This is a genomic window from Arthrobacter sp. P1_C12_2 (assembly GCF_056406415.1).
The window spans coordinates 99,513-124,946 of record NZ_JBFUAF010000007.1 but is presented as its reverse complement, the minus strand read 5'-3'; the positions used below and the strand labels follow the sequence as shown (position 1 = coordinate 124,946).

The 25,434-nt window shown below is 68.7% G+C and carries 22 protein-coding genes; 3 read left to right on the top strand and 19 right to left on the bottom strand.

Features of this window, described 5'->3' with window-relative positions; genetic code table 11:
* Window positions 1-2 precede the first annotated feature (2 nt).
* From rpsR to rpsF, 3 genes are all read right to left on the bottom strand, one after another.
* Complete coding sequence (gene rpsR, locus AC1DZQ_RS09735; protein WP_003800144.1) at window positions 3-242, bottom strand: 30S ribosomal protein S18; 240 nt, start codon at window positions 240-242, stop codon at window positions 3-5.
* A gap of 125 nt (window positions 243-367) precedes the next feature.
* On the bottom strand, window positions 368-943 hold the full coding sequence (locus AC1DZQ_RS09730; protein WP_018775330.1) for a single-stranded DNA-binding protein: 576 nt from the start codon (window positions 941-943) through the stop codon (window positions 368-370).
* A gap of 55 nt (window positions 944-998) precedes the next feature.
* Entirely contained in the window at window positions 999-1,304 is a 306-nt protein-coding gene (rpsF, locus tag AC1DZQ_RS09725; protein WP_090582123.1) for a 30S ribosomal protein S6, read from the bottom strand.
* Between the two features lie 278 nt (window positions 1,305-1,582).
* Here rpsF and AC1DZQ_RS09720 point away from each other — a divergent pair, with 278 nt between their 5' ends.
* Window positions 1,583-2,266: a DUF1345 domain-containing protein gene (locus AC1DZQ_RS09720; RefSeq protein ID WP_476963325.1), complete on the top strand. Its 684-nt coding sequence runs from the start codon at window positions 1,583-1,585 to the stop codon at window positions 2,264-2,266.
* Between the two features lie 33 nt (window positions 2,267-2,299).
* On the opposite strand, the gene AC1DZQ_RS09715 is transcribed toward AC1DZQ_RS09720, so the two are convergent.
* The 14 genes from AC1DZQ_RS09715 to AC1DZQ_RS09650 all read right to left on the bottom strand — a co-directional run bounded on the left by AC1DZQ_RS09715 (window position 2,300) and on the right by AC1DZQ_RS09650 (window position 20,266).
* The gene (locus tag AC1DZQ_RS09715; RefSeq protein ID WP_476963324.1) at window positions 2,300-3,616 is read right to left on the bottom strand and encodes a M18 family aminopeptidase; all 1,317 of its coding nucleotides are present in this window, start codon (window positions 3,614-3,616) and stop codon (window positions 2,300-2,302) included.
* Window positions 3,617-3,673: 57 nt separating this feature from the next.
* A complete protein-coding gene (locus AC1DZQ_RS09710; protein ID WP_476963426.1) occupies window positions 3,674-4,573 on the bottom strand; it encodes an intradiol ring-cleavage dioxygenase in 900 nt (299 codons plus the stop codon).
* A gap of 296 nt (window positions 4,574-4,869) precedes the next feature.
* Window positions 4,870-6,333 (bottom strand): amino acid permease, encoded by a 1,464-nt coding sequence (locus AC1DZQ_RS09705; RefSeq protein WP_476963323.1) that lies wholly within the window; start codon window positions 6,331-6,333, stop codon window positions 4,870-4,872.
* Between the two features lie 285 nt (window positions 6,334-6,618).
* The gene (locus AC1DZQ_RS09700) at window positions 6,619-7,389 is read right to left on the bottom strand and encodes a response regulator (RefSeq protein WP_476963322.1); all 771 of its coding nucleotides are present in this window, start codon (window positions 7,387-7,389) and stop codon (window positions 6,619-6,621) included.
* Window positions 7,349-8,728, bottom strand: a complete 1,380-nt coding sequence (locus tag AC1DZQ_RS09695) for a sensor histidine kinase (RefSeq protein ID WP_476963321.1) — start codon at window positions 8,726-8,728, stop codon at window positions 7,349-7,351. Before AC1DZQ_RS09695 ends, AC1DZQ_RS09700 begins: the two co-directional genes overlap by 41 nt.
* A gap of 36 nt (window positions 8,729-8,764) precedes the next feature.
* Window positions 8,765-9,655 (bottom strand): ABC transporter permease, encoded by an 891-nt coding sequence (locus AC1DZQ_RS09690; protein ID WP_476963320.1) that lies wholly within the window; start codon window positions 9,653-9,655, stop codon window positions 8,765-8,767.
* A 3-nt stretch (window positions 9,656-9,658) separates the two neighbouring features.
* On the bottom strand, window positions 9,659-10,600 hold the full coding sequence (locus AC1DZQ_RS09685; protein ID WP_476963319.1) for an ABC transporter ATP-binding protein: 942 nt from the start codon (window positions 10,598-10,600) through the stop codon (window positions 9,659-9,661).
* 149 nt (window positions 10,601-10,749) lie between these two features.
* Window positions 10,750-12,246 carry a phosphatase PAP2 family protein gene (locus AC1DZQ_RS09680; protein ID WP_476963318.1) on the bottom strand — a complete coding sequence of 499 codons (1,497 nt, stop codon included), beginning with the start codon at window positions 12,244-12,246 and terminating at the stop codon, window positions 10,750-10,752.
* A gap of 75 nt (window positions 12,247-12,321) precedes the next feature.
* Complete coding sequence (locus tag AC1DZQ_RS09675) at window positions 12,322-13,509, bottom strand: MFS transporter (RefSeq protein WP_476963317.1); 1,188 nt, start codon at window positions 13,507-13,509, stop codon at window positions 12,322-12,324.
* Window positions 13,506-14,279 carry a DeoR/GlpR family DNA-binding transcription regulator gene (locus AC1DZQ_RS09670; RefSeq protein ID WP_476963316.1) on the bottom strand — a complete coding sequence of 258 codons (774 nt, stop codon included), beginning with the start codon at window positions 14,277-14,279 and terminating at the stop codon, window positions 13,506-13,508. The genes AC1DZQ_RS09675 and AC1DZQ_RS09670 overlap by 4 nt, the downstream gene beginning before the upstream one ends.
* A 122-nt stretch (window positions 14,280-14,401) precedes the next feature.
* Window positions 14,402-16,084, bottom strand: coding sequence for an ABC-F family ATP-binding cassette domain-containing protein (locus AC1DZQ_RS09665; RefSeq protein ID WP_476963315.1), 1,683 nt, complete (start codon window positions 16,082-16,084; stop codon window positions 14,402-14,404).
* Window positions 16,085-16,119: 35 nt separating this feature from the next.
* A complete protein-coding gene (locus tag AC1DZQ_RS09660; RefSeq protein WP_476963314.1) occupies window positions 16,120-18,141 on the bottom strand; it encodes a penicillin-binding transpeptidase domain-containing protein in 2,022 nt (673 codons plus the stop codon).
* Window positions 18,142-18,242: 101 nt separating this feature from the next.
* Window positions 18,243-18,899: a response regulator gene (locus tag AC1DZQ_RS09655; protein ID WP_476963313.1), complete on the bottom strand. Its 657-nt coding sequence runs from the start codon at window positions 18,897-18,899 to the stop codon at window positions 18,243-18,245.
* Window positions 18,896-20,266, bottom strand: a complete 1,371-nt coding sequence (locus tag AC1DZQ_RS09650; RefSeq protein ID WP_476963312.1) for a sensor histidine kinase — start codon at window positions 20,264-20,266, stop codon at window positions 18,896-18,898. The genes AC1DZQ_RS09655 and AC1DZQ_RS09650 overlap by 4 nt, the downstream gene beginning before the upstream one ends.
* Before the next feature lie 187 nt (window positions 20,267-20,453).
* On the opposite strand from AC1DZQ_RS09650, the gene AC1DZQ_RS09645 reads away from it, so the two are divergent.
* Together AC1DZQ_RS09645 and AC1DZQ_RS09640 are read left to right on the top strand one after the other, a co-directional pair.
* The gene (locus AC1DZQ_RS09645; protein WP_476963311.1) at window positions 20,454-21,563 is read left to right on the top strand and encodes an FtsX-like permease family protein; all 1,110 of its coding nucleotides are present in this window, start codon (window positions 20,454-20,456) and stop codon (window positions 21,561-21,563) included.
* Between the two features lie 44 nt (window positions 21,564-21,607).
* Entirely contained in the window at window positions 21,608-22,366 is a 759-nt protein-coding gene (locus AC1DZQ_RS09640; protein WP_476963310.1) for an ABC transporter ATP-binding protein, read from the top strand.
* On the opposite strand, the gene AC1DZQ_RS09635 is transcribed toward AC1DZQ_RS09640, so the two are convergent.
* Both AC1DZQ_RS09635 and AC1DZQ_RS09630 read right to left on the bottom strand, forming a co-directional pair.
* Window positions 22,363-23,811, bottom strand: coding sequence for a phytoene desaturase family protein (locus tag AC1DZQ_RS09635; protein WP_476963309.1), 1,449 nt, complete (start codon window positions 23,809-23,811; stop codon window positions 22,363-22,365). The two genes, AC1DZQ_RS09640 and AC1DZQ_RS09635, sit on opposite strands and share 4 nt — an antisense overlap.
* Window positions 23,804-25,285, bottom strand: coding sequence for a glycosyltransferase family 87 protein (locus AC1DZQ_RS09630; RefSeq protein ID WP_476963425.1), 1,482 nt, complete (start codon window positions 25,283-25,285; stop codon window positions 23,804-23,806). Before AC1DZQ_RS09630 ends, AC1DZQ_RS09635 begins: the two co-directional genes overlap by 8 nt.
* Window positions 25,286-25,434 lie beyond the last annotated feature (149 nt).

Below are 25,434 nucleotides of genomic sequence, written 5' to 3'. Positions count from 1 at the left end.
CCTTAGCCGCGGCCAGCGCCGGAGTAAGGCAGCAGAGCAACTTCGCGGGCGTTCTTGATTGCCTGGGCGATCTTGCGCTGTTCCTGCACCGTGACGCCAGTGACGCGACGGGCGCGGATCTTTCCGCGGTCGGAGATGAACTTGCGCAGCAATGCTACGTCCTTGTAGTCGATGACAGTGATGTCAGCGGCCTTCAAGGGGTTGGACTTTGGTTTGGGCTTACGGAGTTCAGCCTTAGCCATCGTGGAGCTCCTATTCGATGGAGCCCGTGGATATTGATCCACGGGATGGTGGTGATCCGGCGCGGTCTGCACCCGGCCGCCTTGCGGCGTCCAGGCGGTTTTCGTTGCCGGACCTTAGATGTTGTTTAGAAGGGAGGTTCGGAATCCGGGCCGTTGCCCCAGCCGCCGCCCGCATTGCTGACCCCGGGCGTGGCCCACGGGTCTTCCTGCGCGGCGGGCTGGTTGCCGCCCCATGTTCCACCGGTGTTGCCGCCCTGGTTTGCACCCTGGCCGCCACCGAAGCCACCGCCGCTGTTGCCGCCGCCGAAGCCACCCTGTCCACCCTGACCGCCGGAGCGCTGGGTGCGGTTGACCTTGGCGTTGGCATAGCGCAGGCTCGGGCCGATTTCATCGACCTCGAGCTCGATAACGGTGCGCTTCTCGCCTTCTTTTGTTTCGTAGGAACGGCTCTTCAGGCGGCCGGAGACGATCACGCGCATGCCCTTGGTCAGGGATTCGGCGACGTTTTCGGCTGCTTCGCGCCAGACCGACGCGCGGAGGAACAGGGTTTCCCCGTCCTTCCACTCATTGGACTGCCGGTCGAAGGTACGGGGAGTAGAAGCGATGGTGAAATTCGCTACGGCCGAACCGGACGGTGTGAACCTGAGTTCGGGGTCATTGGTGAGGTTACCGATAACCGTGATAGTGGTTTCGCCTGCCATCTACTGCCTCCTTGTGCGTTCCTGCGGGGATGAAGATTGAAGGTTGGCCGCTGAATTACTCAGCAACAACTTTCTGCTCTTCGGGGCGGGTGATCTTGGTGCGCATGATGGTCTCGTTGAGACTCAGCTGGCGGTCAAGTTCCTTGGCGGTAGCCGGCTCAGAGGTGAAATTCACCACGGCGTAGATACCTTCGGACTTCTTCTGGATTTCGTAAGCCAGGCGACGACGGCCCCAGATGTCAACCTTTTCGATGGTTCCACCATCGTTGGTGATGACGTTCAGGAACTTCTGAAGCGACGGCTCAACGGCACGCTCTTCGACCTCGGGGTCGATGATTACCATCAATTCGTAAGGACGCATATGTGAACCCACCTCCTTTGGGCTAAGCGGTTACGGCATTTCCGTAACAGGAGGTTCATTTGCGGTGTCATGCAATGCCCCACCGCCGGAACGGAGGCAGGGCGCAGCACAGACTTCAATATCTTAGTGCATCGGGGCTGGTTTCGGCGATTCCTGATGAGGCCACGCTAGCCCCGGCCGCCCCGCGGCGGAACCGGGCAGGACGCTCATGTGGAAAACCGCCGCCCGGACCGCAGCGGGGTGCGCTGCCGGGACATGGTCTGTGCCATGATCTGAAAATGGACACCGACACCGATTCCACCGCCGTGCCCCCACCGGTCCGCCGCAGCCGGCTGCGCTTTGCGGTCATGATGCTGGTCGGCGTGCTCGCCGCGACGGTCACCGGGCTGGCAGGGTTCTGGGTGGAGGCGCCGGCGGTCGGTTGGTCCTGCGCCGCGGCATGCTACGTGGTCTGGGTCTGGCTGGTGATCGGCCGGCTGGACCCCACCGAAACCATGGCTCACGCCACGGCGGAGGACCCGTCCCGCAGCGTCACCGACCTGCTGATCCTGGCCACCAATACGGCGAGCCTCGTCGCGGTGGCCGCCGTCATCATCGATTCGCACAGCGCCGACACCTGGGCGCGCTTCGGCGGCGGGCTGTTGGTGCTGTCCTCGGTGGCGCTGTCCTGGCTGCTGGTCCAGACCCTGTTCACGGTCCGTTATGCCGAGCTGTACTACAGCACCGACGCCCATGCGGGGGCGGCGGTTGGCGGGATCAACTTCAACCAGGCCGGCCCCCCGCAGTACACGGATTTCGCCTACCTCGCCACGAGCCTGGGAATGACCTACCAGGTCTCGGATACCGCCCTGGAAAACCACGGCGTGCGGGCCGAGGCGCTCAAGCACAGCCTGTTGTCGTATGTTTTCGGGACCGTCATCCTGGCTGCCACGCTCAACCTCGTGGTCGGGCTGACCGTCTAGGCCGTTTAGGGCCGGCTATGGCGCCCGGGGACCCTACGCCGCCGTCCGGAAAAAGGTCCGGGTCACCGTGGCCAGCCGGTGCGGGTCCTCGACGCCGCAGAGCTCGCGCGCCGAGTGCATCGACAGCAGGGCCACCCCGACGTCGACCGTCCGGATTCCCAGCCGGGTGGCGGTCAGCGGGCCGATCGTCGAGCCGCAGGGCATGACGTTGTTGGAGACGAATTCCTGGTACGGAATACCGGCGTCGGTGCACAGCCGCGCCCAAAGGGCGGCCCCGGTGGCGTCGGTCGCGTAGCGCTGGTTGGCGTTGATCTTCAGCAGCGGGCCGCCGTTGAGGACCGGCCGGTTGGCGGGATCGTGCCGCTCGGGATAGTTCGGGTGCACGGCGTGGCCCGCGTCCGCGGAGACGCAGAACGACGCCGCGAAGGCCTGCCGCCGCTGGCTTGCCGAGGCTCCGAGCCCGTCGGAGATCCGCACGAGGACATCTTCGAGGATGGGCCCGCACGCCCCGGACCGGGACGCCGAGCCGATTTCCTCGTGGTCGAAGGCGGCCATCACGGCGATCGGCGCGCCGTCCGGCAGCGGCGTGGCGGCGTGCGCGACCAGCGCCGTGAGCCCGGCATGGGTCGCGGAGAGGTTGTCGAGCCGGCCGGAGGCGAAGAATTCGCCCCTGGCGCCGAACACCGCCGGGGCTTGGGTGTCCGCGATGACGACGTCGTAGCCGCCGATCTGCGCCGGATCCACCGCGGCATCGGGAACTCGGTCCGCGAGGAGTCCGAGCAGGTCCTCGCCGGCAGGATCGCCCAGGCCAAAGACGGGATTCATGTGCTGCTGCTTGTCCAGGGCCAGGCCTTCATTGACGGCCCGGTCCAGGTGGATGGCGAGCTGCGGGAAGCGCAGCAGCGGGCCTGTGGCCGTGAGGTGCTGGGTGCCGTCGCGCATGACGAGCCGGCCGGCGAGCTGGAGTTCGCGGTCCAGCCAGGAGTTCAGGAGGGGCCCGCCGTAGACCTCGACGCCGGCCTGCAGCCAGCCGAACTTGCCCGTGGTGGGCTTCGGCTTGAGTTTGAAGGACGGCGAGTCCGTGTGCGCGCCGAGGATGTTGAAGCCCGTGGTCGGCGCGGCACCTGCCGGCACCACCCAGGCGATGAGGGCGCCGTCGCGGATCACGTAGAACTTGCCGGCAGTGGCGGCCGCTGGCTCCGGCCAGGCCTGCAGTTCGTCCAGGCCCGTGAAGCCCGCCGCGTCCAGCCGGCGCGCAGCTTCGTGGACGGCGTGGAAGCTCGACGGTGAGGCGCTGACGTACGCGCCGAGGTCCTGGATGTGCTCTGCGGCAGTGCTCGGTGTTGGCATGGCTCCGAGTCTAGCCCGGCACGCACGGGCCCTGGGTTGGGCCCGGCGGGTCCTCGCCTAGACGGTGACGTTGAGCCCGGCGGCGTAACCCGCGGCTACCGAGCCGGTCATGGTGGCCAGCTGGTAGATTCCGCCGTCGTTGCCGAAGACGTTGTCGGATTTGAGCGTGGTGCGGGGAAAATTCTGCGCACTGAACTCGTAGCCGGCCGACGCGTAGACCTCTTTGCACGCCGCCTCGGTCAGCGCGATCTGGGACACCGCCAGGACCTGGCCGGCCGCCGTCGCATTGTTCATGGACTCGAACACTTCGAAGTGGATGTGCGGCCAGCGGCCGTTGTAGGCGCCCGGGTAGATGGTCGTGAACGTGACCTGCCCGTTGGCGTCGGCCTCCTGGACGCCGCGGAGGTAGTTCTCGCTTTGTAGCCCGGAATCGTACATGGAGTATCTGCCCTCGCGGTCACAGTGCCAGGCGTAGACCGCAGCACCGGCCAGCGGCGTGCAGCCGTTGGCGTTGTCGAGCAGGGTCAGCGTGACGGTCAGCGGCACGCCCTGCGCCGTGCTGGTGGAGGTCCCGAAGCTGGACGTGATGTCCTGGCGGACCACGCCGGAAGCCTCGAGGACGTTGGGCCCGTTGGAACCGTCACCGGGGTAGGGGCCTGCGGTTTCCTGCGGAATTTCGACGCCACACTCGGCGATCGCACGGGTCAGTGTCGGAATGGCCGATGCCGTTGCCGAGGCAGCCGTTGCCGGGGCTGCCGTTGCCGAAGTCGCCGGGGCCGCGGCGGCCGGGGCCGACGTCGTACTTCCGCTGTTTCCGCCCGGGCTGCAGGCCGCGAGGGCCGCGGCAGTTCCCGCGCCGAGGAACATGCCCAGCGAGCGGCGGCTCAGGAGGGTGGAGAGATCGAATTCCAGGCCGCGGTCATGATGGGGGTGCGGTTCGTGCGGGGGCTGGGGCATTTTTGTCATGACCCCATCGAACCCGGCAGCGCTATGGGCTGGCTAGTCCCTTCCTGTGATGCGGCTGTGCTCCGGCCGGACATGCCCTCCCCTCCGCCCGGGGAATGGACATGTCCCCCGGCAGGCACTCGGACATGCCCGCGCATAGGCCCAGGCAATGGACATGTCCTGCGGCAGGCATGGGCATGCCCTCCTCTCGCGCCGAGCAGTGGACATAACGGTGCTATGTCCACTGGTGGGAGCAGGGGGAGGGCATGTCCGGTGGTGCGGGACCGCCGCGGGGGGCGTTCTGGCGGCTACGACACCGGCCCGGCGCCCACTGTGGCGTCCTCGGCAGCAGCCTCGGAGTCAACCACCGTGGCGTCCCCGGCAGGAGCCTTGGCGGCATCTGTTGCGGGAACGGTGGCCTTGGAGCCGTTCCTGCGGTAGCGGAAGACCCCGATCCCCACCACGACGGCGGCGAGAGCCAGCGAGAGCAGCAGCGATTCCCGGGTGGATTCCAGGATCACCATGCCGATCAGCAGGGCCACGATGCTGACGATCGACACCCAGGTCAGGTACGGGAAGAGCCACATTTTCAGCTGGAGGTCCTTGGCGGCGGCGCCCATGCGGCGGCGCAGGATCAGCTGGGAGCCGGCAATGACGAGCCACACGAACAGGGCGATGGCGCCGGAGGTGTTGACCAGGAACAGGAAGACCGTGTCCGGGGCGATGTAGTTCAGGCCGACGGTGACGAAGCCGACCACCGTGGAGGCCAGTACCGCGGCGGCAGGCACGCCGCGCTTGGAGATCCGCATCCATGACTTGGGGGCGTCGCCGCGGCGGGACAGCGAGAACAGCATGCGGCTGGCGGTGTAGAGGCCGGAGTTCAGGCAGGAGAGCACCGAGGTCAGCACCACGATGTCCATGATGGTTCCGGCGCCGGGGATGCCGAACAGCTCGATGACCGCAACGTAGGGGCTCTTGGCGACGGAGGCGGAGTTCCAGGGCAGCAGGGTGACCACAATGGCGATGGAGCCGATGTAGAAGACGAGGATGCGCCAGACGGTGGACTTCACGGCCTTCTTGACGGCATCGACCGGGTTCTCGGATTCGCCGGCGGCGATGGTGGCAATTTCGGCGCCGAAGAAGGAGAACACGACCACGAGGATGCCGGCCAGGACGGCGCCGGGGCCGTTGGGCATGAAGCCGCCGTTGCCGATCAGGTTGTCCAGGCCGGGCGCCGGAACGCCGGGGATGAGGCCCAGGATCGCGGCAGCACCGAAGAGCAGGAAGAGCACGATTGCCGCCACCTTGATGGACGCGAACCAGAACTCGAACTCGCCGTACGACTTCACGGACCCGAGGTTGGTCAGCGTCAGCAGAACCATCAGGACAAGCGCCCACACCCACTGGTCAATGCCGGGGACCCAGCGGTGCATGATCGCTGCCCCGGCCGTGGCCTCGATGCCGAGGACAATGATCCAGAACCATGCGTAGAGCCAGCCGATGCTGAACCCTGCCCAGCGGCCCAGGGCCTTGTCGGCGTAGGTGGAGAATGAGCCGGTTTCCGGGTTGGCCGCAGCCATCTCGCCCAGCATCCGCATGACGAGGATGACGACGAGTCCCGCCGCGGCGTAGGCAACCAGGATGCCAGGGCCGGCCTGCTGGATCGCCGCACCCGAACCGACAAACAGTCCGGCGCCGATCACGCCGGCGATGGCGATCATGGACAGATGCCTGGGTTTCAGGGATTTTGAGAGCTGCTGGTCAGCGGGCATGGAAGCGCCGTCCTTCGTGGGGGGTTCAGGCCCGCTCTTTGCCGGCACGGAATCGAATCCATGCTGTGCGGCGGACCACAATGTCGTTTCACACTAGACCGCGCGGCACACGGTCCGTCTTGTGCAGTCCCACATATGACGGCGGGCGAAACCGGGCCATCCCCCAACAAGGAGGCCCCAATGGCAACTAAAGTTGTCTCCTGGGCAATTAGGCAATGTGCCTGAAACCACTGCTTCAGGCACTACCCGCCGGTAGCCGGCTCGCATGGCCGCCGGCGGCGTCCGTCAGTAGTCCGCGTTGCTCGGCACCACGAGCCCGGTCTCGTACGCGTACACCACGGCCTGGACGCGGTCGCGGAGGTGGAGCTTGGTCAGGATCCGGCGCACATGCGTCTTGACCGTGGCCTCGGACAGGAAGTATCGGTGCGCGATTTCGGCATTGGAGAGCCCCTCGGCCATCGCCCCGAGCATCTCGTTTTCGCGCGGTGTCAGGTCCTCCAGCAACGGATCCCGCGCGGGGCGTGCGGGGCTGCCGGCCGGCTGGCCGCCACCGTCCGCAGCCGCGCCCTCCGCAACAGCGGCCTGGCCGCCGTCTGTCCCCGCAGGATCCATGCCGCCGGCGCCGCGGACATAGGTCTCCAGCAGCCGCTGCGTAACCCGCGGTGCCACAACGGCGTCGCCGCTGGCCACCACCCGCACCGCGCTGATCAGTTCCGCCGGCGCCACGTCCTTGAGCAGAAAGGCCGAGGCCCCGGCCCGCAGCCCGGCAAAGGCGTATTCATCGAGGTCAAAAGTGGTCAGGATGATGATCTTGGCGTCCGAACCCGAGGCGGCGATGGCCCGGGTGGCCTCGATCCCGTCCAGCACCGGCATCCGCACATCCATCAGGACGACGTCGGGTGCGAGCTCCCGGACGTGGCGGACCGCTTCGGCGCCATTGGACGCCTCGCCCACGATGCACAAATCGTCTTCACCCTCCAGGATGAGCCGGAAGCCCATCCGAAGCAGCGGCTGGTCATCCACCAGCAGGACGCGTACCGGTCCTTTGTCGAGCATTGTTCCCCCTTGGTTCCGTGGCATTCTCGCCGTTGCAGTTCAGTTCCGCGTGCACCCGCCAGCCGCGCTCACCGGTGCGCCCGGCGTACACGGTGCCTGCGTAGATCCTGGCCCGCTCCCGCATCCCGGCGATTCCATGCCCGGTGCCGAAGGAGTCCAGTGAGTCGGGCTTCGCCTGCGCGCCGGTGCCGGGACTGCCGGAGTCAACGGTGCCCCTGCCGTCGTCGAGCACTTCAATGGTGACGCGGGAACCGTTCCGGACAATGCTGACGTCCACCCGGCTGAGCGCGCGGCCGTAGCGCAGCACGTTGGTCAGCGACTCCTGCACAATCCGGTAAACGGTCAGCTGGAACGCCGCATCGGAGGGCACGGACGGGCCGGTGTGCGTGTAATGCAGCGGCAGTCCCGCGGCGCGGAAGCCCTCGAGCAGTTTGGCCAGGCTGCCTCCGTCCACCAGCGGCTCGCGCGGGGCATGTCCCGTGGCGGCATCCTCGCGCAGCACACCAAGGACGCGCCGCATGTCCGCCAGCGCGGTGCGTCCGGTCCGGGAGAGTTCGGCCAGGACGCCGGCGGCGCGCGCCGGATCCTTCTTGACCACGACGGCGGCGCCGTCCGACAGGCTGATCATGACCGTCAGCGAGTGCGCCACGACGTCGTGCATTTCGCGCGCGATCCGGTTCCGTTCCGTGACCGAGCCCAGCTGCTGGGCCCGGGCCGCCCAGGCAGCAATCTCCTGCTCGTGCTCGCGCCGCTGCCGCACGGAAATCCCGATCCCCGTGGCGATCACGTTCGAGAGCGTGATGCCGATGCCCGCCGCGATGCCCGTGAGCAGCTGGAAATTCTCCGGCGTGCGGACCGCCATGTCCGGGAGCCGGCCGTCCAGCGGACCGACGGCCAGCAGGAAGTACAGGAGCAGAAGCGGGGCCGTCGTCAGGGCCAGGGCGGCAAAGGCGAACCGCCGCGTGCGGACGACGGCGACGGCGTACAGCGAAAACCAGAGCCCGGCGGAGACGTTCGACCCCCAGGGATGCAGGAAGGTGACCGCCAGCTCCAGGGCCCCCACCACCGCCGCCACCCGCACAGGATGGGTCCGCCGGAAGAGCAGGACGGGCGCGGCCGCGGCGAGCAACACGGCCACCGGCCAGTCGCCGTGGATGATCGACTCGACGGCCGTCGGCGTGACCAGGACCAGGTAGCAGAGCACCACCAGGACATCCATGACCCGAGGATTGGCCAGCAGGTAGCGCCGGAGACGGCCGCGGCGGCGGGCCGTGAGTTCGGCGAGGGACGCGTCGGCCGGACCGGCCGACGCGTCCCTCACAGGTAATGCATCGATCATGCTCTGAGCCTAGACTCCTGGGCCTGTGGCGCCGGCCTAGACGTCGCGCCTCTTGAGCAGGACGGCGGCCAGGAGCACCGGGATCACAACCCAGGCGCCCAGCACCAGGCCGGCCTGCCAGGCTTCGAGGGTGTCCGGGATGTGCTCCACGGCGGTCAGCGGCTCCACGGTGTTGCCGGGCAGGTACTTGCGGGCCTCCACGAAGAAGTCGCCCGGAATGAGCTGGAAGGCGATGGGCGCCACGAAGAACAGGCCGACCAGGCTCATGATGCCGCCCGCCGAATTGCGGATCAGTGTGCCCAGGGACATGCCGATTGCCGCGACCGCTGCCACGTAGATGCTGTTGACCATGAGCAGCTTGACCGACTGGGCGCTGCCCAGGTCGAGGCCGAGTCCGTAGTTATCCAGGATCGGCACGGACACGAACCCGGCGGCCAGGGTGGAGGCGGCGGTGATGACGAAGGAGGTCACCACGACCACCACGAGCTTGGCCGCGAACGCGGGAATGCGTTTGGGCACGGCCGCGAACGTGGACCGGGCCATGCCCGTGGTGAACTCGGAGCTCATCAGCAGCACGCCGAGGGAGCCCAGGATCAGCTGGGCAAACGCGATGCCGGAGGTGGGTACGCTGACGGCGATGTCGCCGCCCTGCGCCGCGAGCCTGGCAGCGACCTCAGGGTCCTGGGCCGCGGCCTCGGAGAACTGCCCCGTCCCCCAGGCCGAAAGCGCCCCGAACCCCACCATGACCACCACTGTGGAGCCGAGCAGGATCAGCGTGGAGAGCAGGGTGCGGAACTTGATGAATTCGGAGTTCAGGACCCGCAGGAAGCTGGGACCGGGGCCGGAACTGCTGCCGTTTCCGGTCCGCTGCGCGCGGGCGTCGGCGCCGCGGCGCGAGGAGGTGGATTCAACGGTTGTGGAGCTCATGGCTTAGTTGCCTCCGGCTTCGACGGGAACGGCGCCCGTGGTGATCAGCGAGTGGTATTCGACCTCATCCTTGGTCAGCTCCATATAGGCCTCCTCGAGGCTGGCCTGCTGCGGGGTGAGTTCGTAGATCATGACGTGGTTCTCCAGCGCCGCAGCGGCGATCTGCCGCGGGTCCAGGCCTGTGACTTCGAGGAGTTCGCGCTCCTGGACCTCCACCGAGACACCGGTTCCGGCCAGCAGCTGCATGAGCCGGTCCGGCTGGTCGGTGCGGACCCGCGTGCGGCCCTGGCCCTTGCCGGTGATGATCTCCTGGATCGGGGCGTCAGCGATGATCCTCCCGCGGCCGATCACGATCAGGTGGTCCGCCGTGACGGCCATCTCGCTCATGAGGTGGCTGGAGAGGAAGACCGTGCGGCCCTCGGAGGCCAGATACTTCACCAGATTGCGGACCCACACGACGCCCTCCGGGTCAAGGCCGTTGACCGGCTCGTCCAGGATGACCGTCTGCGGGTCGCCCAGGAGGGCTGCGGCGATGCCCAGCCGCTGGCCCATGCCCAGTGAGAAGCCGCCGACCTTCTTCCTGGCGACCTCGGCCAGTCCGGTCATCTCAATGACTTCGTGGACCCGTTTCTTCGGGATGCTGTGCGTCGCCGCCATGGCCAGCAGGTGGTTGTAGGCGGAGCGGCTCGTGTGGACGGCCTTGGCGTCGAGCAGCGCGCCGACGTCGCGCAGCGGGGCGGCGTGCCTGGTCAGCGGGGACCCGTTGACGGTCACTGAGCCCGACGTCGGCCGGTCCAGCCCCATGATCATGCGCATGGTGGTGGATTTTCCGGCCCCGTTTGGACCCAGGAAGCCGGTGACCCGGCCGGCTTCGACGGTGAAGTTGACGCCGGCGACGGCGGTCTTGTCGCCGTAAACCTTGGTCAGGCCTCGTGCTTCGATCATGGAAGCGTTCCTTTGCGTAGCGGGAGATGGTCCGGGGCGCCGCAGTCACGGGCCCGTCTGCACACCACGCTACCGAGGCCGGCGGCGTATTTCGCCGGTCTCAGGGATGATTCAGGGGCGAATCAGGGTAGTCCGGGAGGATGACAGGCTCAGCGGAGCGGCGAATAGTACGTGAGGGCGTCGCGGCGGACCGTGAACTCCACGCTCCGCACGCCGGGCATGACCTCCCCGTCGACGGCGAGGACCATGGGCCCGTTTCCGGGTTCCACCGTGATCCGGTCCGTTTCGCTGAGATGGGTGATTCCGGACGTGGCCACGGTGCCCGTGAGCACGGCCCAGAGCAGCCGCAGCCGGGCGAACGGCTCATCCGCAGTGATCATCCGCAGGTCCAGGACCCCGTCCGCGAGGACCGGGCGCACCAGCGGCGCGTGGTCGCGGGGGTAGTAGCGGCCGCGGCCGATGTACAGGATCCACAGCCGGTGCCGCACCCCGTTGACGATCAGGGTGGTGGGGGTGCCGGCCGCGAAGGTCCGGAACATGGCCACCACTCCGGCCAGGGGTTTCCCCAGTGCCGGCTGGAGCTGTTCGCGCCGGCGGACCAGGTTCGGGTAGAGGCCGATGCTGGCCGTGTTGAGCATGATCAGTTCGAGGTGTTCCGGGCCGTCGGGGAGCCCGCGTTCGACGCTCACGTGGCCGACGTCGGCCACGGCGGCCTCGCCGTGCGAGGCCGCCTGCACGGCCGCCGCCAGGGTGGGCGTCCCGGCGTCGCGGGCGAAGTGGTTGAGCGTTCCGCCGGGCAGCACCAGCAGCGGGAGGGAACGTTCGACGGCGGCGGCTGCCGCGGCGCCCACGGTTCCGTCGCCGCCCCAGACGCCCAGGGCCGTAATGCCCGGCCGGTCCGCGACCTGGGCGATGCCCGCGTCGACGGACTCGTCGGGCCCGATTTCCTTTATATACGCCTTGGGGAATACTTTTTGCAGGGCATCGGCAGTCTCGTCGGCATAGGACCCGCCGAGGGTGTTGACCGCGATGCCGAGTCCCTGGCCGTCCGGGAGTTCCGCGGCCCCGAGGGCAGCGCGGCGGGTTTCCGGGAACGGCGGCCGGACAGGCCACCACTTCCGCGTCACCATGGCCGCGCCGGCGCCGATCGCGGAACCGAACAGCACATCAGAGGGCCAGTGGGCCCCCGTGTGGACCCGGGAGTAGGCAACCCCGGCCGCGACGGGGGCCAGCGCCGCACCGAGTGCCGGCCGGACCATGCCGACTCCCAGCGCAAAGGCCACCGCGGAGGCCGAGTGGCCCGACGGCATCGACGAACTCGTCGGCTGCGGGTTCACGAAGCGGAAGACCGGAAGATGTTCGGGCAGCGGGCGGGTCCGGGGCAGGAGGGTCTTGAACACGACGTTTGTGACCGCCGAGGCCGCCCCTTGGGCGATAAGCCCGTGCACCGCTGCCCGGCGCGTCTTTCCGGGCACCAGGGCCATGGCTCCGGCCACGCCGAACCACAGCTTGCCTTTGTTGGCGGCGGCGGACAGGCGGCGGAAGAACTCGTCATGGCCTCCCTCCGGCAAATTGGAGACGGCGCGCACTAGTTTGCGGTCGAATTTCGACAGGTGGCCGGGGGCCTTCCTCAGCATGGTTCGCATTGGACCACCATACTGCCGGATGCGGCCGGGCGGAGGCCGGAGCGGGAGAGGACGTACGAGGACGCAGCGGGGCGCTTATCTCGCGGGCAGGGGCTTCGCGGCACCGGCGAGCAGCAGGGCCACCACAATCGGAATCCCGATCGCCAGCAGGGCGGTCCTGATACCGGTCACATCGCCCAGGTAGCCCAACAGGGGCGGCCCGGCGAGGAACGCAATGTAGCCCAGCGTGGACACGACGGACACCCGGGCGGCCGCCTTCCTGGGGTCGTCCGCCGCGGCGGACATCCCTATCGGGAACGCGAGGGCGGCCCCCACGCCCCACAGCACGGCACCGGCCGCGGCCAGCCAGATGGTGCCGGCGAACACGAAGAGGCAGAGGCCCGCCGTTGCCGCCGCCATGCTGGCGCGCAGCACGGCCACGCGGCCGTAGACGTCGATCGCGCGGCCACCAAAGAAGCGCATGGCCGTCATGGCCAGTACGAAGGCGGCGAACAGCAGCGCCCCCGTGGATTGTTCAGCGCCCAGGCCGTCAACGGAGGCCTTGGCAATCCAGTCGTTGCCGGCGCCTTCAGTCAGGGTGGCGCCGAGAACGACGACGCCGATCAGCAGCGTGCGGCCGTCCCGCCAGGCCGAACCGCCCTTGCCGTGCTCCGCGTCCCCCGGAGCAGGCGCCTCGGCAGGCAGATGGGGCAGGAAATACCGGGGGGCCACCGTGGTCAGTACGGCGACGACGGCGGCTATGACCAGCAGGTGCTCCGGGAGCCCGACCCCCAAGGTGGACAGTCCGGCGCCGATCAGGGCGCCGACGAACGCGCCGCCGCTGAAGGCCGCGTGGAACTGCGGCATGATGGTGCGCCCGAGCCGGTGTTCGACGTCGGCACCTTCAATGTTCTGCGAAACATCCCACAACCCGACGCCGATTCCGAAGACGAACAGGGCAATCGCCGTCCCAGGGACGGAGGCCGCCATCAGGGACAGCGCCACGCCGACGCCGGCCGCCGCGGCCACCAGTCCGGCGCTGCGGACGGTGTTGGCGGTGCCGATCCGGCCAACGACGAACCCGGCCGTGGGCAGGGCGATCAGCGAACCGACCGCCAGGCACAGCAGCAGGGTTCCCATCTGGCCGGCGGTGATGTGCAGGATCTCCGTCACCGCGGGGATGCGGGCTGCCCAACTGGCGAAGACTAATCCGTTGATCCCGAAGACAAGGAACGTGGCCCCGGTGGCAGCCTTCAGCTGCGGAACGGTTGCGGTACTGGTCATACGATCACTGCTTCCACCGAGTGTTGGGCGAGTTGGTCAAGTTCTTCAGAGCTGAGCAGCCGGTCGGTCACGATGGTGTCCACGGCGTCCAGGGAGGCGACGAGGGCGACGGCGCTGGCGTTCCATTTGGCTCCGGCACAGGCGACGATCACCCGGGCCGCGGATTCCAGGCCGGCGCGCTTGACGGCGGCGTCGTCGAGGTCGTGGGCCAGCAGCCCGTCCTTGAGATTCAGGGCGCAGGGCGTGACGACGGCGGCGTCGAAGCGCAGCGAGCGGATGTTGGATTCCGTCATGGGCCCGCGGAAGGAGAGTTCACCGGGGACGAGGCTGCCGCCGGGCAGCAGGAGCTCGGGGCGGCGCCCGGCCGGCCCGTCGTCCGGGGACAGCGCGGTGACGGCCCGCAGCGACATGGGCATGATCGTCATCTCGCGCTGGCGCAGCTGGCGGGCGATCTCCGTGGCGGTGGTGCCGCTGTCCAGCCAGACGTGTCCGCGGTCCGGGAGCATGGCCGCCACCCCGGCGGCGATCCGCACCTTGGCGGTGTGGTCCTCCAGCTCGCGTTGCCCGTATTGCGGGTTTTCGCCGCCGAAAACCAGGCTCCTGGCTCCGCCGTGGACCCTTCGCAGCACGCCGTGCAGGGCCAGGATGTCGAGGTCGCGGCGGACGGTCGCACCGGAGGCGCCGCAGGCGGCGATGAGCTCGTCCACCGTCACGTGCTCCCGGTCGCGCAGCAGTCCGCCGATCAGGCGGTGCCGCTCATCAGTGTTCATGCTCAAATGCTAGCGGTTTGTGATCATTTAATCATTTGTTGCGCAGCTGCAGAGCAGCGCGGGGTCGCTTAGCGCCCACAAACCCCTCGGGACCGGCGCCAAGTGACCCTGCGTTGCTTGGGTTAGCGGGCGCGCTCGACGCGCTTTTCGTCCCAGACCGGCTCGGCGGACTCGTAGACCCTGCCGTCGGAGCCGAAGACCAGGAAGCGGTCGAAGGTGCGGGCGAACCAGCGGTCGTGGGTGACCGCCAGGACGGTGCCCTCGAAGTGGTCGATCGCCCGTTCCAGGGCCTCGGCCGAGTGCAGGTCCAGGTTGTCCGTGGGCTCGTCGAGCAGCAGCAGCGTGGCCCCGGAGAGCTGCAGCAGCAGGATCTGGAACCGCGCCTGCTGGCCGCCGGAGAGGGATTCGTACTTCTGCTCGGACTGCCCCGCCAGCCCGTAGCCGTCCAGCGCCCCGGCGGCGGCTTCGCGGCCCATCCCGGAGCGGTGCTCATCGCCCCGGTGCAGGATTTCGAGCAGGGTCTTACCCAGCAGGTCGGGCCGCACGTGGGTCTGGGCGAAGAAACCGGGCCGGATCCGGGCGCCGAGTTTCACGGTGCCCTCGTGCGGCACCTCCGCGATCTCGACGTCGGACACCGGCAGGTGCTCCCGCTCGGGATCCGTGCCGCCGGTGGCGAGCAGGCGCAGGAAGTGGCTCTTGCCCGATCCGTTGGAACCAAGGACGCCCACCCGGTCGCCGAACCAGATCTCGGTGGAGAACGGCTTCATCAGGCCGGTCAGTTCCAGTTTCTCCGCCACGACGGCGCGCTTGGCGGTGCGCCCGCCCTTGAGCCTCATCTTCACGTTCTGCTCGATCGGCAGAGCCTCGGGCGGGCCGGCCTCGAGGAACTTCGCGAGCCGGGTCTGTGCCGCGTGATAGCGGTTGGCCATGTCGGAACGGAACGCGGCCTTGTTCTTGTACATGTTGACGAGTTCCTTGAGCTTGACGTGCTCCTCGTCCCAGCGCTTGCGCAGCTCCTCGAAGCGCGCGTTCCGGTCGGCCCGGGCATCGACGTAGGAGCCGAAGCCGCCGCCGTGGATCCAGGCGCCGGCGCCGTTGATGCCCGGTTCCAGCGTGACGATTCGGCCTGCGGCGTTGTTGAGCAGTTCACGGTCGTGGCTGATGAAGAACACGGTCTTCTTCGACTCGTTCAGCTTGGCCTCGAGCCAGCGCTTGCCCGGGACATCGAGGTAGTTGTCCGGCTCGTCCAGGAGCAGCAGTTGGTCGGGGCCGGCGAAGAGGGCCTCGAGGACCAGCCGCTTCTGCTCGCCGCCGGAGAGGCTCGACGCCGGGCGGTGCTGCGCCCGGTCGAACGGCAGGCCGATGGCGGCCATGCAGACCTCGTCCCAGACGGTTTCGACGTCGTAGCCGCCGGCGTCTCCCCAGTCCACGATGGCCTGGGCATAGGCCATCTGGGTGGGCTCGTCGTCGTGCTCCAGCATGGCGAGCTCGGCCTCGTCAACGGTGCGCGCGGCGGCGGCCAGCGCGGGCGGGGCGGCGGAGACCAGGAGGTCGCGGACCGTGGAGTCATCCCGGACCTGGCCCACGAACTGGCGCATGATCCCCATATTGCCGGAGCGGCCGATCACGCCTTCATCCGCAACGAGGTCCCCGGAAATGATCCGGAACAGCGTGGTCTTGCCGGTTCCGTTGGGCCCTATCAGCGCCGTCTTGGTGCCGTCCGGGACCTTGAACGTCACCCCGTTGAGCAGCTGGGTGCCGTCGGAGAGGAAGTAGTCGATGCCGGATACGTCTATATGAGCCACGTGTTCAATCTTCCCACGGCCGGGAAAGCGTCCGCTCAGCCGGCTTGGGTGAGGAACTCCTTGAGCAGCGGTCCGGAGGTGGTGGCCCCCAGTCCGCCGTCCTCGACGAAAACGGCGACGGCCAGGTCACCGTGCACGGCCACGATCCAGGCGTGGGTCTTGGGCGGGGTGTCGTTTCCGAACTCAGCCGTTCCGGTCTTCGCGCCGACGGGCTCGCCCGGGACGGAGGCCAGGAACCCGGCATGCCCGCTGGTCACGACGGCCCGCATCATGTCAGCCAGCGCCGCGGCTTCCGCTGCAGTTACGGGCTTTTCGGCGGCCGTGGCCGGTGCGGCGGCCGTCGCCGTCGCGTCACCGGAGGCCGGGGCTGCCGGCGACGTGCCGGCTGTACCGGTGCCTGCAGTGGCGGCGCCCTCGGCACCGGGGGAACTGACGCCCTCGTTCGGATTCAGCACCAGCTGGGCGGCCACCGGGGCTCCCTTGGCGACCGAGCCGGCCATGATGGCGGCGGCCAGCGGGGACAGGAGCACTTTGCCCTGGCCGATCATGGAGGCGGCGTGTTCGGTGCCTGCGGCGTCGCCCGGGACGGAGCCGAGGAACGCGGCGGCGCCGAGCGCGGGCGCTTCGACTGCCACACCCAGCGAAGTCGCTGCGGATTCGAGCTGTGCCTGGCTGACGGTGTCCCGGGCGTTGATGAACGCCGTGTTGCAGGAGTGCGCGAAGGCATCCCGCAGCGTCACGGAGCCCAGGGAGGACTCGGGGTATCCTTCTGCGTTCTTGAAGGTGCGGCCGTCCACCGTGAGCGTGGCCGGGCAGTCCACCTTGGAGTCGGGCGTCTTTCCGTTGCGGAACATTGCCAGGGAATCAACCATCTTGAAGATCGATCCGGGGGCGTACTGCCCCAGCATCGCGGTGTCGTAGCCGTTGCTGCCCGGCCCGGAGGCGGCCGCCAAGACGGCGCCGCTGGAGGGCCGGAGCGCCACAATGGCCGACGCCGGGCCGACCTTGCCGAGGACGTCTTCGGCGAGCTGCTGCAGCTTCGGGTCCAGGGTAGTCTTCAGCGGCATTCCGGGTTTCATGCCGGTCTGGAACAGCACCCGCCGCGGATCGGGGGAGGCCGCCTGGATTTCCGCGGCGGTGAGTCCGGCTTTCTGTGCCCGGATCACGATGCCGTCGGTTCCGCGCAGCTGCGCGTCATACTGCTGCTGCAGGCCCCCGGTTCCCGTGGTGTCGCCGGGCCTGAGCGCGCCGCCGGACTTCTCGATTTGCTCCGCGTTCGCCTCGGAGACTGTACCGAGCAGGGCCCGCGCAAACGTGCGGGTGGGTGCCAGCGGCAGGCTGTCCGGGACGCCGCGGCCGCCGGGGATGGCGGAGATCTGCTCGTCGGTGATGGTCCGGGAACCGTCCTCGCGGAACGTGATGGCCGGGACGAAGGCGTCCGGACCGGCCGCCGCGACTTGCTGGGCGTAGGCTGCCGGGTCCACGCCGACCAGTTGGGCAAGCTTGGTGGCGGAGTCGGCGGGGTCCGCGCCGCCGAGTGCGGGCTTGTCGATGCCAACCTTGACCACTGGCCGGTACGTGACCAGCGGGGCCCCGCCGGCGCCGGTGATGGAGGCCCGCGGCGGTGTCTGGGTGGCGCGGGTGATGATCTCCCCGTCAGCGAGGTCGGGAACCAGCATGGCCGGTTTCCACACCGTGAGCCACTTGTCGCCGGACTTCTTCAGCTGCGCGGAAACGGTGTACTTCCACTCCTCCGCGCCGACTTTCCAGGTGTAGTTCAGGGGAAACGTGGCCGTGTCCGACTCGAACGTCAGCTCGCCGGCCTGAACGGCCGGTTTGTCCGGGTCCAGTCCCTGGAATATTTCCTTGAGCTGGTCGTTGGCGGCGCCGGAGTCCTTGCCCTCAAAGGCTACGGATCCGACGTCGAGCGCGGACACCGCGGAGGCGAGCTGCTCCGCGGCACCGGGCGCGCCGGCGCGGCCGTCGCTGCAGGCTACCAGCGAGCCGCCAAGAACAAGACCCACAAGGGCCAGTGCAAGTTTTGATGATTTCCCCATGGCGCCATTATGCCCCGGACCACGGACAACTCCGTTGTCACATAGCACAGTCACATAGCACCGGCACATGCCGCCCGGCACGGGCTCCGGCGCCGGTACGCCTAGGGCCGGCGGATGATCCTGCGCTGCGCTGCCACGGCAATCGCGGCAGTGCGGTTGTCCACGCCGAGCTTGCCGTAGATGTGCACCAGGTGGGTTTTGACCGTGGCCTCGGAAATGAACAGCTGCTTCGCGATCGCCCGGTTTCCCATCCCGGTGGCCAGCAACCCGAGCAACTGGATCTCGCGGGCGGACAGGGCAGGCTCCGGATTCCTGATCCGGCCCATCAGCCTGGCCGCGACTTCGGGCGCCAGCGCCGTTCCACCGGCCGCGGCGGAGAGCACCGCCTGGCGGATCTGCTCCGGCGGCGCATCCTTGAGCATGTAGCCGCTGGCGCCTGCCTCGACGGCGGCGAGGATGTCGGCGTCGGAGTCATAGGTGGTGAGGATGAGCACCGGCGGCGCCGGCTCGCCGGCCTCTCCTGCCTTGATCCGGCCGGTGGCGGTGACGCCGTCCATGCCCGCGCCCATCTGCAGGTCCATGAGCACCACGTCCGCGGGCTCGCCCAGGGTGTGGAGCTTGGCCAGTCCGGCCAGGGCGGCGCCGCCGTCGGCGGCCTCGGCCACCACGGTGATGCCCTGCAGATCACCCAGCATCGCCCGCAGCCCGGCCCGGACCACCGGGTGGTCGTCCACCAGGAACACCCGGATGTTGTTCATTTCCGGTCCCCGCCGGCTTGCGCCGGCGCGGCTTTCGAACCGGGCGCGGAACCGGGCGCGGAATCAGACATTTGCCCCAGTGGCAGCCGGATGGCCACCACGGTTCCCTCACCCGGGGCAGACTCGATGTCCAGCTGGCCGTGGAGGGCGGCCACGCGGTCCCGCAGCGACGTCAGCCCATAGCCGGAACCATCCGGACGGGCCGGCAAGGCAGCGGGGTCGAATCCGGTGCCGTCGTCGTAAATATCCATGGTCACGTCCGGGCCCAGGAAGGAAAGGGTGACGACGGCGGTGCCCGCCTGTGCGTGAACCCGGACGTTGGCCAAGCTCGCCTGTGCGGCCCGAAGCAGGGCGGTCTGGTGTGTGGCGGGGAGTTCCACGGGCACACCTTCGACGTCGAGGCGGCAGCGCAGCAAAGTACCCCGCGCGGCGGTCTCCGCTTCGGTCATTTCACACAGCCGGAGGAGTCCGGCCACGAGGGAGCCGTCCTCGAGATCGGGGGACTGGAGCGCCCGGACGAAGTTGCGGGCCTCTGCCAGGTTGGCGGCGGCCGTGTCCCGGACGATGCGGAGCCGTTCCCGTGCCACGGCGGGTTCGCCGTCGTCCAGGGCCTTCTCGGCCGCGCGCCCCATGAGCACAATGCTGGACAGGCCCTGGGCGAGGGTGTCATGGATTTCGCGGGCCAGCCGGGTGCGCTCGGCCAGGGTGCCGGCATTGTGCTGGGTTCGGGCGAGTTCGGCACGGGTGCGGCGGAGCTCCTCGGCCGCCAGCCGCTGGTTTTCCGCCTCCAGGAACAGCGCCCGGTAGGCCAGCCCCGTGACCACAGCGAAGGCTGCGCCGAACGCGGGCCCGAGCATCATGGGCAGCTCCGGCGATGCGGCACCGCCGTTATGGAACCAGAGCGCCCCAATGACAAAGAGGGTGCTGAGCGCGATCGCCGGCAGGGCCAGCCGGCGCCGGAGCACGTGTAACTGCAGGAAGAACAGCGGGAAGACCAGCCAGACGAAGTCGGCACTGGTCCAGATCAGCAGCAGCCACAGGACGCTGACGCCGCCCAGCCACCAGGCCGAGTAGGGCCGCGGATCGAACCGGGTCCGGCGGGCGGCATGCCTTTTCTCCAGGACGGTGCCGACGAGGTATAAGGCGGCGAGCAGCAGGGCCAGCAGCAGGGTGATCCAGTCCTCGCCCGTGATTCCGCCGGCCAGGAGCCGGACCAGCGCCACCAGGAGCAGCACAGCGAAGCCGACGTGCAGGCTCACCCGAAGGACGCGCAGAATGACGGCCGCCCCGGTGGACTCCGTGCCCGCGTGCGGTGTGCCCTCGTGTCCTGTGCCGTCGTGGACCGTGTTGCCGGCGTCGCCCTCCATGCTTCCAGCGTAGTGCCGGCGGGGCGGGGCTCCTGCGGAAATCGGCCCGTCCCCGGCGGAATCAACCTTTTGGTTGATCGCGGGGCCGTCCGCGCGGTGCCGGCGTTCCAACCGCCCGGCCGATGCCCCGGAGCCGGGCGGAGGGAAGGCTGGAAGCAACGCCACACACGCCACGAAAAAGGACACCATGTATCTCGCCATCCGCGATATCCGCTTTGCCAAGGGACGGTTCGCCCTGATGGGCGCGGTCGTCGCACTCATCACCCTTCTGCTCGTCATGCTGTCCGGGCTCACGGCCGGACTAGGAAACCAGTCGACGTCGGCCCTCGCAGCCCTGCCGGCCGACCAGCTGGTCTTCGGCGCCCCGGCCGGGAGCGCGCCCAAGGCCTCGTTCACGGAATCCGAAGTCACCCGCGCCCAACAGAGCCAGTGGTCGGCGCGCGACGGCGTCTCCCGCGCCGATCCCCTCGGGATCAGCCAGAGCCGTTTCCAGGCGCTGGGCGACGGGGGCATCCCGGCACGCACGGCAAGCGTTGCGGTCCTCGGTACTGAGCCCGGCGCCGGCCTGGCTCCCGCCCCGCTGGCAGAAGGAACCATCGTCGTCGGCGCCGGACTGGCAAAGGACCTGGAGCTCGTCATTGGCAGCCACGCCTCGGTGGGTGGCACCGATCTCGTTGTCACGGCCGTTGTTCCGGAGCAGTGGTATTCACACACCGGAGTCGTGTGGACCACGCTGGCCGATTGGCAGAAGCTGGCACATGTCAAAGACGCGGACGCCGCGGGCGCCGCAACGGTGCTCGCCGTGACGTTTGACTCCACCGCCGGAGCAGGCGTGGATCTCGGTGCCGCCAATACGGCCGCGGGAACCGTCAGCACCACCGTCGACGGATCCTTCCAGGCCCTCGGCTCCTACAAGAGCGAGAACGGCTCGCTGCTGCTCATGCAGGCCTTCCTGTACGGCATCTCGGCTCTGGTGATTGTCGCTTTCCTGACGGTCTGGACGGTCCAGCGCACCCGGGACATCGCCGTGCTGAAGGCGCTGGGCGGGTCCGCCCGCTACATCCTCCGGGACGCCATGGCGCAGGCAGCCCTGGTCCTCCTCGCCGGCGCCGCGGCGGGCGGGCTGGCCGGTGTGGCCGGCGGGATCCTCGCGTCCCAGGCGGCGCCGTTCCTCCTCACGCCCGCGACAACGCTGCTGCCCATCGCCGGAATCGTGCTCCTGGGCCTGGCCGGCGCCGCCCTCGCGGTCCGCAGCGTCGCGCGCGTCGATCCGCTCATCGCCCTCGGCGGCAACTGAGCAGCCCGAGCCCCATCCCATATATTCCCAGAAAGGCATATCTTGTGAACTCCGCCCCGAACAAGCCCACCCTAAACACACCCGCCCTGAACAATTCCGCCCTGAACCTCGTCAACGTCACTCTGGAGTACCCGGACGGAGACGGCACCCTCAAGGCCCTGGACGATGTGAACCTCAAAGTTCGCGCAGGGGAGTTCGTGTCCCTGATTGGCCCCTCAGGGTCAGGAAAGTCGTCCCTGCTGGCCGTCGCCGCCACCCTCGCCCGGCCCTCCGCCGGACTGGTGGTGATCGACGGCCAGGACGCCGGCGGACTGCCCGACGCCGGCCGCACCGCACTGCGCCGGGACAAGATCGGCATCATCTTCCAGCAGCCCAACCTCCTGCCCTCCCTCACCGCGGTGGAGCAGCTCGTGATCACCCAGCGCCTGCGCGGCGGGGCGGACAAGGCGGCCGGAGAACGCGCCACGGGTCTGCTGGATCTCGTGGGCCTCGGCAACGCCCTGGCGAAGCGCCCCCATCAGCTTTCCGGCGGCCAGCGGCAGCGCGTCAACATTGCCCGGGCCCTCATGGGAAACCCTGCCGTGCTGCTCGTGGACGAGCCGACGGCGGCCCTTGACCACCACCGCAGCGAGGCGATCGTCCGGTTGCTGCGGCAGGTCACGGACGAGTTCGGCGTGGCGACCGTCATGGTCACCCACGACACCGACTTCGTCCCGCTCACGGACGCCGTGGCGAGCATGCGCGACGGACGGCTGTCCTCCATGGCGGCGACGGCGGCCGCTGCGGCGCCGCGTTGGGGCTAAGGGACCCGGTACCCGAGGTCCGGGACGCCGAGCCCGAACATGTCTTTGAGGGCATGCCTGGCGGCGTGGAAGCCGGGCATCCCGGTGACTCCGGGCCCCGGCGGGGTGGACGACGAGCACAAGTACGTACCCGGCAGCGGCGTCCGCCAGGGAACGGGGCTCAGCACCGGCCGCCGCAGCATGCCCCACAGGTCCATGCGGCCGGCGCCGAAGTCCCCACCGACGTAGTTCTCGTCGTACGCCGCCAGCCCTGCGGCCGTGGTCACCTTGAACTGCACCACCAAATCCCGGAATCCGGGTGCGAAGCGTTCCAGTTGCGCCATGACCGCATCGCTCATGTCCACGGCAGAGCCGGCCGGAACGTGGCAATACGTCCACAGGATGTGCCGGCCGGCCGGCGCGCGGCCGGCATCGAAACGGGAGGGCTGGGAGACCAACACATAAGGGCGGTCCGGGTGCCGTCCCGAGGCAACTTGGTGCTCCGCTTCAGCGGTTTCCGCCCTGGTGCCGCCCACGTGCACCGTCCCGGCGTCGGCGAGTCCGTCCGCCGCCCACGGCACCGGTCCGGAGAGGATGAAGTCGACCTTGCAGGACGCGTTCCCGAAGCGGAAGGACTCAAGGGCGCGCCGGTAGCGTGCCGGCAACCTGCCCTCCGCCAGGTGCAGCAGCGCGGGGGGCGCCACGTCCAGCAGGGTGGCCCGGGCCGGCGGCAGCTCCGCGAGCGATGTGATCCGCCTCCCGGTCTCGACCACCCCGCCGTGGGCTTCGATGTCGGCGGTCAGCGCCTGGGCAATCGCGGCCGATCCGCCGCGCGGAATAGGCCAGCCGCCGGCATGCCCCAGGGCGCCCAGCATCAGGCCGGCGCCGGCGGCGGTGATGGATGGCAGCGGCGCCACGGCATGCGCGGCGACGCCGCTCAGCAGTGCGGGAGCCAGGTCCTGGCTGAACCTCGCATTCCACAGCGGCGAGCCTTGTTCGAGCGCGCGGAGGCCGAATGCTGCCGCGGCCATGGGATCTCCCGGAATCCGCAGCAGCTGGTTCAGGGTCAGGTCTGCGACTCCCTCCACCCGCCGCACGAGAGGCTCCATGAGCCGGCGGTACGCGGCGCCGTCCCGCCCGAGTTCGGCAACAGTGCGGTCCAGGGAGCGGTAGGCCAGCGCCGCACGGCCGCCGTCGAGCGGGGATCCGTACGAGAGCTCCGGCACCTCCAGGGGCACGCGGCGGGACAGCTCGAACCGGCGGAAGAAAGGTGAGGCCAGAGCCATGGGGTGCACGGCCGAACAGACGTCGTGGAAGTGCCCCGGTTCCATCAGTTCGGCGGTTCGCAGTCCGCCGCCGGGCGTGGTGGCCGCCTCGAACACGTGGACCTTGAGTCCGGCCCGTGCCATGGTCGCCGCCGCGGCCAGCCCGTTGGGGCCGGAACCGACGACGGCGACGTCAGTCATGCGCGGCGGCTTCCGCCACGGCATTCTTCCGCCACGGCACTACGGACGCCGCGGGCCGGCGGAGATCAATCCGCAGCCAGTCCGGTGCACCGTCGAAGGGGCCGCCATGCGGATCATCGATGCGGTTGCGGCGGATCACGTCGTAGGACGGATCCCAGATGTCCCAGGCGACCCGCGCCATCAGGTACGCGGTGGCGAGCATATGGGCAACCACGGCCAGGACGTAGTAGGGCATGTCGATGTTGTGCTGGGTCGAGCCGCCGCTGGTCGCCTGCGCGAGGTACATCCAGATGGCGCCCCAGTGCAGTGCCTCGATGGCCTGCCAGATGACGAAGTCACGCCAGCGGGGTCGGGCGAGGGCGATCAGGGGGATCAGCCACAACACGAACTGGGGCGAGTACACCTTGTTGGTCAGGATGAACGCGGCCACGATCAGGAACGCCAGCTGCGCGATCCTCGGCCGGCGGGGCGCTGTCAGTGCCAGGACCGCAATCAGGATGCAGGCCAGGAGGAACAGGTCCAATGCGAGGGAGTTGATGGCCTCGGCCTCAAGCGGATTCCAGCCCAGCCGGGCGGCCACGAGGTTGTAAGCGAACCAGGGTGAGCTGTAGCCCGCCGGCCGCTCCTGCGTGAACTGGTAGAAGTACTTCCAGCCGTCCGGATTCGCCGCGGCTACCGGGACGTTGACCGCCAGCCAGGCCGCGGTTGCGGCACCGGCAGTAATAAGGAGCGCCCGGATGCGCCCGCTCCGGAGCGCCAGCAGCAGGACGGCGCCGAGGATCAACAGGGGATAGAGCTTGGTCGCAGTGCCCAGACCGATGAAGATTCCCGCCAGGACCAGCATGTTTTTTGAAAAGAAGTACATGCCAACAGCCAGCATGCACACGGCCCACATGTCCCAGTTAATGACGCCCGCAAGGACAATGCCGGGGGCGAGGGCAACCATCGCCGCGTCCCAGGACCGCCGGCGGTTCGTCCGTGCCGTGGCCAGCACGGTGATGATCCAGACGGCGGCGATCAGGGTGGCGTTGACGTCGAAGTAGCCAAGGACGCGGGGGTCCCCGGTGCCGGAGCCGGGCACCAGAAGCGCCGTGGCACCCGCGATGAACCCCATCAGCACGGGGTACTCAAAGAGGCTTCCCTGGGTGATGAAGGGGAAGGCGCCATCGCCGAGGCCGCGGTTGCGGAACAGCTCCGGAAAATCCGAGTAACACGTGGCGTAGAACTGCCCGGGCGTTTCCCAGCCGTTGGTGCGGCAGAAATTCTTGAGCAGAATCCCGGCCAGGGCGGCGAGGACTGTGAGGATCACCAGAACGCGTTCCACCGTAAAGAATCCTGGCGAAACGATCCCGGGTGCCGAGCGGTTGCCCAAAGGACCGCCTACCAGTTCCGTGAAGTTTCGGAGAAATGGATCGCTGCGGCTCGGGATGACCAATCGGACCCGTTTGCGCTCCGGCGGCTTTGTCTCCTGCATGACCTTGAGCTTACCGGGGGCCATTGCCCCATGCCGCGCCCTGGCCTTCGCTGGCACGTCGGATCGCCGGCCGCACCGTAACTGCGGGCCGTAAAGGGAAGCTTAAAAGGGGGAGCCCGCGCGTCGCCGCACGGGCTCCCTGGGGTCAG

What these genes read in the sequence shown, in the direction of transcription:
- rpsR (WP_003800144.1), bottom strand. Translation starts at nt 242, where the DNA reads ATGGCTAAGGCTGAACTCCGTAAGCCCAAACCAAAGTCCAACCCCTTG.
- AC1DZQ_RS09730 (WP_018775330.1), bottom strand. Translation starts at nt 943, where the DNA reads ATGGCAGGCGAAACCACTATCACGGTTATCGGTAACCTCACCAATGAC.
- rpsF (WP_090582123.1), bottom strand. Translation starts at nt 1,304, where the DNA reads ATGCGTCCTTACGAATTGATGGTAATCATCGACCCCGAGGTCGAAGAG.
- AC1DZQ_RS09720 (WP_476963325.1), top strand. Translation starts at nt 1,583, where the DNA reads ATGGACACCGACACCGATTCCACCGCCGTGCCCCCACCGGTCCGCCGC.
- AC1DZQ_RS09715 (WP_476963324.1), bottom strand. Translation starts at nt 3,616, where the DNA reads ATGCCAACACCGAGCACTGCCGCAGAGCACATCCAGGACCTCGGCGCG.
- AC1DZQ_RS09710 (WP_476963426.1), bottom strand. Translation starts at nt 4,573, where the DNA reads ATGCCCCAGCCCCCGCACGAACCGCACCCCCATCATGACCGCGGCCTG.
- AC1DZQ_RS09705 (WP_476963323.1), bottom strand. Translation starts at nt 6,333, where the DNA reads ATGCCCGCTGACCAGCAGCTCTCAAAATCCCTGAAACCCAGGCATCTG.
- AC1DZQ_RS09700 (WP_476963322.1), bottom strand. Translation starts at nt 7,389, where the DNA reads ATGCTCGACAAAGGACCGGTACGCGTCCTGCTGGTGGATGACCAGCCG.
- AC1DZQ_RS09695 (WP_476963321.1), bottom strand. Translation starts at nt 8,728, where the DNA reads ATGATCGATGCATTACCTGTGAGGGACGCGTCGGCCGGTCCGGCCGAC.
- AC1DZQ_RS09690 (WP_476963320.1), bottom strand. Translation starts at nt 9,655, where the DNA reads ATGAGCTCCACAACCGTTGAATCCACCTCCTCGCGCCGCGGCGCCGAC.
- AC1DZQ_RS09685 (WP_476963319.1), bottom strand. Translation starts at nt 10,600, where the DNA reads ATGATCGAAGCACGAGGCCTGACCAAGGTTTACGGCGACAAGACCGCC.
- AC1DZQ_RS09680 (WP_476963318.1), bottom strand. Translation starts at nt 12,246, where the DNA reads ATGCGAACCATGCTGAGGAAGGCCCCCGGCCACCTGTCGAAATTCGAC.
- AC1DZQ_RS09675 (WP_476963317.1), bottom strand. Translation starts at nt 13,509, where the DNA reads ATGACCAGTACCGCAACCGTTCCGCAGCTGAAGGCTGCCACCGGGGCC.
- AC1DZQ_RS09670 (WP_476963316.1), bottom strand. Translation starts at nt 14,279, where the DNA reads ATGAACACTGATGAGCGGCACCGCCTGATCGGCGGACTGCTGCGCGAC.
- AC1DZQ_RS09660 (WP_476963314.1), bottom strand. Translation starts at nt 18,141, where the DNA reads ATGGGGAAATCATCAAAACTTGCACTGGCCCTTGTGGGTCTTGTTCTT.
- AC1DZQ_RS09655 (WP_476963313.1), bottom strand. Translation starts at nt 18,899, where the DNA reads ATGAACAACATCCGGGTGTTCCTGGTGGACGACCACCCGGTGGTCCGG.
- AC1DZQ_RS09650 (WP_476963312.1), bottom strand. Translation starts at nt 20,266, where the DNA reads ATGGAGGGCGACGCCGGCAACACGGTCCACGACGGCACAGGACACGAG.
- AC1DZQ_RS09645 (WP_476963311.1), top strand. Translation starts at nt 20,454, where the DNA reads ATGTATCTCGCCATCCGCGATATCCGCTTTGCCAAGGGACGGTTCGCC.
- AC1DZQ_RS09635 (WP_476963309.1), bottom strand. Translation starts at nt 23,811, where the DNA reads ATGACTGACGTCGCCGTCGTCGGTTCCGGCCCCAACGGGCTGGCCGCG.
- AC1DZQ_RS09630 (WP_476963425.1), bottom strand. Translation starts at nt 25,285, where the DNA reads ATGCAGGAGACAAAGCCGCCGGAGCGCAAACGGGTCCGATTGGTCATC.